This is a genomic window from Pseudolactococcus laudensis, from assembly GCF_013449735.1.
GTDB classification, from domain to species: Bacteria; Bacillota; Bacilli; order Lactobacillales; family Streptococcaceae; genus Pseudolactococcus; species Pseudolactococcus laudensis.
This window is the reverse complement of record NZ_JACBNY010000002.1, coordinates 177059-184284: the sequence shown is the minus strand read 5'-3', so window position 1 is coordinate 184284 and position 7226 is coordinate 177059. Positions and strand designations below refer to the sequence as shown.

Sequence of the window (7226 nt, the reverse complement as noted above, 5' to 3'; positions counted from 1 at the left end):
TACTTGGTTCGTTTCTGTTTTATTCAGTTTTCAAAGGTCTATTTTGTTTCAGCTGTTCTTACGAGACAACTATTTAATTCTACCAAAACTTTTTTGACTTGTCAACACCTTTCTGAAAAGTTTTTTTATTTTCTTTTCTTTCGTTCGTGACCTGTCGTTTTGAGTACTTTATTATCTTATCAAATCTGGCTTAACATGTCAACACTTTTTTGAAAAATTTTTGTTTTTATTTTTAATCTTTAAAATAAATTATATCCTGAAGGTTTATTCTCACTCCTTAATACTTAATTTTAGATCAGTTTAAGCTCCACACACTATCGTTTTTGTTCTTTATCTTAACAACAAGGTTAATTAAAACACCTAAAATTGCCTTTATTGACAAGGTAATTTTAGGTGTTTCTATATTAGATATTTTAGACCAATAAGTTATATAAACTTTCTTGTCCTTTTAAATCAATAAATTTACTATCAAATGCTGCTAGTCGTTCAATGAGTTGAGCTTGGTCGTGTTTGTTCGACAACAAAATGCCTATCAAAACCGGACCAGTACCTTTATTCGCTCGTTTAATATATTCAAAACGCGTAATATCATCATGAGGTCCTAAGATATCATTGACAAATTCACGTAGGGCACCTGGTCTTTGAGGAAAGTTTACAACAAAGTAATGTTTGAGGCCTTCATAAATTAAACTTTTTTCTTCAATCTCTTGCATCCGATTGATATCGTTATTTCCACCAGATATAATGCAAACAATTGTCTGACCTTTTATCTCATCTTTGATTAATTCTAACGCTGCAACACTAGTTGCACCAGCTGGTTCAACTACGATACCCTGTTTAGAGTAGAGGTCTAAAATCGTACTGGATATTAATCCTTCATCCGTATGCAGAAGTTCATTGACATTTTTCTTGGCAATTTGATAGGTTAACTGTCCCACTTTTTGAACAGCAATACCATCTGCAAATTTATCAATTGTCTCAAGTTTAACTGGACCATTATTGTCAAATGCTGCTTGCATCGACCTAGCGCCCGATGCTTCTACTCCAATAACTTTGGTTTCTGGACTCGCATGTTTTGCATAGAGTGAAACACCCGAAATCAAGCCACCTCCGCCAACTGCAGCTAGAAGTGTATCAATTTTAAGGTTATCTTGCTTAGCTGTTTCAAAAATTTCTACGGCAACAGTGCCTTGACCTGAAATCACATCGGGATTATCAAACGGGTCGATAAATGTTTTATTTTCACGGCGCGCATAGTCAATAGCTGCTGTCGCAGACTCATCAAACGTATCACCAACAAGTGCAATTTCTGCATAATCTCCGCCAAAAAATTTAACTTGTGTAATTTTTTGTTGTGGTGTGGTTGTCGGCATGAAAATTGTTGCAGGGATTTTCAATTCTTGACAGGTATAAGCTACGCCTTGCGCATGATTTCCCGCACTGGCACAAACAACACCACATTTTAATTTATCTTGAGGTAAATTATGAATTGCATAATAAGCTCCTCGCAACTTAAATGACCGTACTTTCTGGACATTTTCTTGCTTGAGATAAATATTCGCATCATATTTTTCAGATAAATAGCTATCTCGTCTCATCGGTGTTTGAATGACAACATCTTTCAATACATCGTTAGCAGCCAATACATCTTTGTAAGTTACCATAAAATTAGATTCCTTCATTTTTTCAAACAAATCAAAAAGAAAAGCTGAGACCAAGCTCAGCTTTCTTCCAAGTTAAAAACGATAGACAGTTTTGTCTGTATTTTTGGCTTAGTTATAGATTTTGAAAGCTGCATCATCGTTTGCTTGCGTAAATGGCATCGCCTTACGCAATTCAGCACCAACTTTTTCAATTTCAAGGTCTGCTGCAGCAGCACGGAAAGCCTTCATTTTCGGATTACCAGCTTTGTAGTCTTCTACGAAATCTTTTGCAAAAGCACCAGTTTGGATGTCATTGAGGACTTTTTTCATGTTTGCTTTAACTTCAGCTGTGATGATTTGTGGTCCAGCGATATAGTCACCATATTCTGCTGTATTTGAAATAGATTGACGCATTTTCTTGAAACCACCCTCATACAAAAGGTCAACGATAAGTTTCAATTCATGTAAAACTTCAAAATACGCTAATTCTGGTGCATAACCTGCTTCTGTTAAAGTCTCAAAACCTGCTTCAATCAAGGCAGTTGTGCCACCACAAAGGACTGCTTGTTCACCGAACAAATCTTCTTCAGTTTCTTCTTTAAAGCTTGTTTCAAGCATACCAACACGTGCACCACCTGCTGCTCGGCCCCAGTCCATGGCAATATCTCGCGCATTTCCTGTTGCATCTTGATAGACAGCGAAGAGTGCTGGTACACCAAAACCTTCCGTATAAGTACGACGTACTAAGTGGCCTGGGCCTTTAGGAGCAAGCATGAAAACGTCAACTGTTTCTGGTGCTTTAATGTAACCAAAATGAATATTAAAGCCATGACCAAAACCGAGTGCTGCACCATCTTTTAGATTAGGGGCAATATCTTTCGTGTATAGATCAGCTTGAATTTCATCTGGTGCCAAAATCATAATAACATCAGATTTTGCAACGGCTTCTGCCACTGGATAAACATCAAAACCATCTTCTTTAGCAGCGTCAAATGATTTACCAGCACGCACACCAATGATGACATTTTCACCTGAATCACGCAAGTTTTGGGCATGTGCATGGCCTTGTGAGCCATAACCAATTACTGCAATTTGTTTGCCAGCAAGTGCTGGTGTTTTTACGTCGTTTTCATAATACATCGTTACTGCCATCGTTTAAAATCTCCTATAAGCTTTTTTTGTGTCTATCTTTTTATGAACATTGGTAATTATCTGTCAATTAGCAAAAGATAGAAAATTCAATCAATTTTTAAATATGATATAATTTTACGACTTTTCAGACAATTTGTCAAGGATAAATATAATACTTTTAATTATGTTCGTCTTTTAATCTCGTGTAAAACCTGTGACGCCAGTTCTAGCAATATTTTTTATGCCATAAGGCTTAACCACTCTTAATAATGCTTCGATTTTATCGTAGCCTCCAGTTAATTGAATGGTTACTATTTTAGGTGCAACATCAACGACACTGGCACGAAAAGGTTGAATCATCGCAAATAATTCTGCTCGAATATTAGCAGGTGCTGATACCTTAACGAGAATCACTTCTCGTTCAATATGTGGTACATCTGTAATATCACGTACGCGCAAAACATCAACTTGACGGTTCAGTTGCTTAATGATTTGTTCGACCTCATCGATACTTTCAACATCAATGATAATCGTTATTCTTGAAATATGTGGAACATCTGTATGTCCAACAGAAATACTTTCAATATTAACTTGACGACGTGATAAGACACCTGTGAATCGATTCAGAACACCTGTTGAATTATTGAGTTTGGCTGTTAACATTCTACGCATTGAATTTCACCCCCAACATTTGGTCATTATGCCAACCTGCTGGCACCATCGGATAGACTTGTTCTTCCCTAGAAATACCAACTTCCAATACCATTGGTACATTTTCTGTGATAACTTTTAAATCTTCAGCAATTGTTTGAGGATTTAAAAATTTATCATGCTTAAGCCCATAAGCCTCAGCTAATAATTGGAAGTCAGGTTCAAAATCAAAGACAGATTGACTTCGACGTTCTTCATAGAACTTTTCTTGCCACTGACGTACCATTCCCAGCGAGTGATTATTAAAGAGCACAACTTTGATTGGCACATGATAACCATTTAAAATTGCTAATTCTTGGTTAGTCATTTGGAATCCACCATCACCAACAAAAACGATAACTTCTTTATCTGGATTGGCTAATTTGGCCCCAATGGCTGCAGGAATACCAAAGCCCATAGTCCCGAGTCCACCACTTGTAATCAGTTGACGATTGCTCTTATACGGATACCATTGTGCTGCCCACATCTGGTGCTGCCCAACATCTGTCACAATGATAGCATCACCGTTGGTCAGCTCACCAATTAACTTGATAACTTCCTGTGGTTTATTATAGTCAACCTCAGGTTCATAACTGTATGGTGCTCTTTGCGCATTGTCCTGAACTTGTTCAAGCCATTTTGAAAAATTAGTCGTAGGCGCTTCAATCTCAAGTAAGATTTCCAAAGCACGCTTTGCATCTCCTACAACTGGTAAATGCGTTTTGACAATTTTGCCAATCTCTGCTGGATCAATATCAATATGTGCTACCGTCGCCTCCTTCAAAAACAAGGAAGGATTTGAGGCCAATCGATCATCGAATCTACTCCCAAAATTAATGAGGTAGTCAGTTTCAGCTAATGCCATATTGGCAGCATAAGACCCATGCATTCCTCCCATACCTAAAAATAAAGGATTTTCAACTGGTATCGCACCTAATCCAAGTAGACTAGAAACAACTGGAATTTGATATCTTTCAGCAAATTGGGCTAATGCAAGATTACCATTTGAATAGTTAACGCCACCACCCACTAAAATTAGCGGACGTTTCTTTTTAGCTAACAACTCAACAATTTTTTTCAATTGCTTGGCATTTGGTTCAACAGTTGGATTATAAGAAGGCAAGTCAATTGTCACATCATTAATATAATCAACTTCTTGAGCTGCGACATCTTTAGGCAAATCAATGACAACTGGACCTGGACGTCCTGTCGTTGCAATGTGAACCGCCTCCGTAATCACGTGAGGGATGTCTTGTGTTTCACGAATCTGATAGTTATATTTGGTAATTGGCATCGTAACACCAATAATATCAGCTTCCTGAAAAGCATCCTTACCAATACCAGGCGTTGCCACTTGACCAGTAAAAACTAGCATCGGTACTGAATCTGCATTGGCATCCGCAATACCTGTAATCGCGTTCGTTGCCCCAGGACCTGATGTGACCAAAGCAACACCTAATTTACCTGATGATTTAGCATACCCTTCTGCTTCGTGTGTTGCCCCTTGTTCATGGCGAGCAAGAATATGCTGAATCCCTTCATAATCATAAATGGCATCATAGAGCGGTAAAACTGCGCCACCTGGATAGCCAAAAATAGTGTCAACCCCCAAATTTTTAAGGGTATCAAGGACGAGTTGCGAACCACTTTTTGGGGTTTCAAGTTTTATTTGTTTCAATATTAGCTCTCCCTTCAAGGATTTTCATATTTCGAAATTTCTGAAAATTATGAATTATGTTTAGATTTTAACACTTTTGTCCTTTTTTTTCAAGTGATTTCGGTATAATTTGAATTATAAAACTTCTAATATTTATCCCGATTTACCTGACAGAAACTCAGAATTCAAATGTGCGATTTCAATCAATGTTTAAAGTATCATATCTCTTAAAAATATCAGATAAAATTGTCTTCTTAATCAAAACAACTGGTTGACTCGACCAGTTGTTTTTAATTATCAATGCTAAAACTTATTAAAAATCTGTGATACAACCATGTGCGGCGTCATCTGTTAATTTTGCAAATTTTGCAAGGACACCACGAGTCGCTTTAGGTGCTGGTTGTTGATAGGCAGCGCGACGTTTTGCCAACTCTTCATCAGATACTTTCAGATTAATGGTGTTGTTAATGGCGTCAATTTCGATGATATCATCATCTTCAACGAGACCAATCACACCACCTTTAACGGCTTCAGGGACAATATGTCCGACAACAAAGCCATGTGTCCCGCCAGAGAAACGCCCATCTGTGATCAAGGCTACTGATTTCCCTAATCCTGCACCAATCAACGCAGATGTTGGTTTCAGCATTTCTGGCATCCCAGGCGCCCCGACTGGACCGATATTCTTAATGACTGCAACATCACCGGCGTGTAAACGCCCGGTCTCAATCCCTTCGATGAAATGTTGTTCACCATTAAAGACACGTGCTGTTCCAGTGAACTGCTCACCTTCTTTACCCGAAATTTTAGCGACTGAACCGCCTGATGCGAGGTTACCATAGAGGATTTGTAAATGCCCTGTGGCTTTGATTGGTTGATCAAAGGGTCTGATGATATCCTGAAGGTCAAAGTCTAAATCTGCTGCGTTCTCTAGGTTTTCTGCTAGTGTTTTACCAGTGACCGTCATTCGGTCACCATGGATGCGACCTTCTTTAAGGAGAAATTTAAGGACAGCTGGTAGACCACCAATCCGATGTAAATCTTCTTGCATATATTTACCCGAAGGTTTGAAGTCACCGATAACAGGTGTACGGTCAGAAATGGCTTGGAAATCGTCCTGTGTGAGGTCAATCCCAACTGTACGTGCCATGGCAATCAAATGTAAAACAGCATTAGTTGAGCCGCCAAGTACCATGACAACTGTAATGGCATCTTCAAAGGCTTCACGCGTCATGATGTCACTCGGTTTAATATCCCGAGCTAGAAGTGTTTTCATGTATTCACCGACAGATGCTGCTTCACGTTGTTTTTCATCAGATTTGGCTGGATTTGTTGATGAAAATGGTAGGGTCATCCCAAGTGTTTCAATCGCAGCAGCCATTGTATTAGCTGTATACATACCACCACAAGCACCTTGACCTGGAATAGCGTTAGAAATCACACCATGATAGTCTTCATCGGAAATATTGCCAGTTAATTTTTCACCTAATGCTTCAAAGGCTGAAACAATATTGAGAGACTGACCATTATATTCTCCGTGCTCAATCGTTCCACCATAAACCATAATAGAAGGACGGTCCAAACGCGCCATACCGATAATCGTTCCAGGCATGTTTTTATCACAACCAGGAATGCCTACAATCCCATCATAATACTCACCACCTGCATTTGTCTCAATTGAGTCTGCAATTACCTCACGTGATACAAGCGAATAACGCATCCCATCTGTTCCGTTAGCAATACCATCAGAAACACCAATCGTGTGAAACTGCAAGCCCAAAAGACCTTCCGTTGCGTCAACAGATGATTTAACTTTTTGTCCGAGTTGATTTAAGTGCATATTACAAGGATTCCCATCCCAGTCCATTGACACAATCCCAACTTGCGCTTTATCAAAATCCTCATCCTTAAACCCGATGCCATAGAACATAGCCTGAGTCGCGGGTTGTGTCGGGTCTTGCGTGAGCGTTTTAGAATATTTGTTAAGCTCAACTTCTGTTGTCGTACCGTTATATGTAAATTTCATACGTGCCTTCCTTGCCTACCTAAATTATTAGCGTTTGATTTAAAAAGACTTGCGATATTCGAGACTTTAAACGTGTGAT

The 7226-nt window shown here is 38.8% G+C and carries 5 protein-coding genes; all 5 read right to left on the bottom strand.

The annotated features are described in order from the left end of the window. Positions 1-413: 413 nt before the first annotated feature. The 5 genes from ilvA to ilvD all read right to left on the bottom strand — a co-directional run bounded on the left by ilvA (position 414) and on the right by ilvD (position 7147). Positions 414-1664 (bottom strand): threonine ammonia-lyase IlvA, encoded by a 1251-nt coding sequence (gene ilvA, locus HZR21_RS02645; protein ID WP_180746139.1) that lies wholly within the window; start codon positions 1662-1664, stop codon positions 414-416. Positions 1665-1772: 108 nt separating this feature from the next. After that, on the bottom strand, positions 1773-2795 hold the full coding sequence (ilvC, locus tag HZR21_RS02640) for a ketol-acid reductoisomerase (RefSeq protein WP_180746137.1): 1023 nt from the start codon (positions 2793-2795) through the stop codon (positions 1773-1775). A gap of 174 nt (positions 2796-2969) precedes the next feature. After that, positions 2970-3446, bottom strand: a complete 477-nt coding sequence (ilvN, locus tag HZR21_RS02635) for an acetolactate synthase small subunit (RefSeq protein ID WP_040525714.1) — start codon at positions 3444-3446, stop codon at positions 2970-2972. Next, the gene (locus HZR21_RS02630; RefSeq protein ID WP_180746135.1) at positions 3439-5142 is read right to left on the bottom strand and encodes an acetolactate synthase large subunit; all 1704 of its coding nucleotides are present in this window, start codon (positions 5140-5142) and stop codon (positions 3439-3441) included. The genes ilvN and HZR21_RS02630 overlap by 8 nt, the downstream gene beginning before the upstream one ends. Positions 5143-5434: 292 nt before the next feature. Next, positions 5435-7147 (bottom strand): dihydroxy-acid dehydratase, encoded by a 1713-nt coding sequence (ilvD, locus tag HZR21_RS02625; protein ID WP_180746133.1) that lies wholly within the window; start codon positions 7145-7147, stop codon positions 5435-5437. Positions 7148-7226 lie beyond the last annotated feature (79 nt).

Coding starts and splice junctions, on each gene's coding strand:
- ilvA (WP_180746139.1), bottom strand. CDS start 1,664: ATGGTAACTTACAAAGATGTATTGGCTGCTAACGATGTATTGAAAGAT.
- ilvC (WP_180746137.1), bottom strand. CDS start 2,795: ATGGCAGTAACGATGTATTATGAAAACGACGTAAAAACACCAGCACTT.
- ilvN (WP_040525714.1), bottom strand. CDS start 3,446: ATGCGTAGAATGTTAACAGCCAAACTCAATAATTCAACAGGTGTTCTG.
- ilvD (WP_180746133.1), bottom strand. CDS start 7,147: ATGAAATTTACATATAACGGTACGACAACAGAAGTTGAGCTTAACAAA.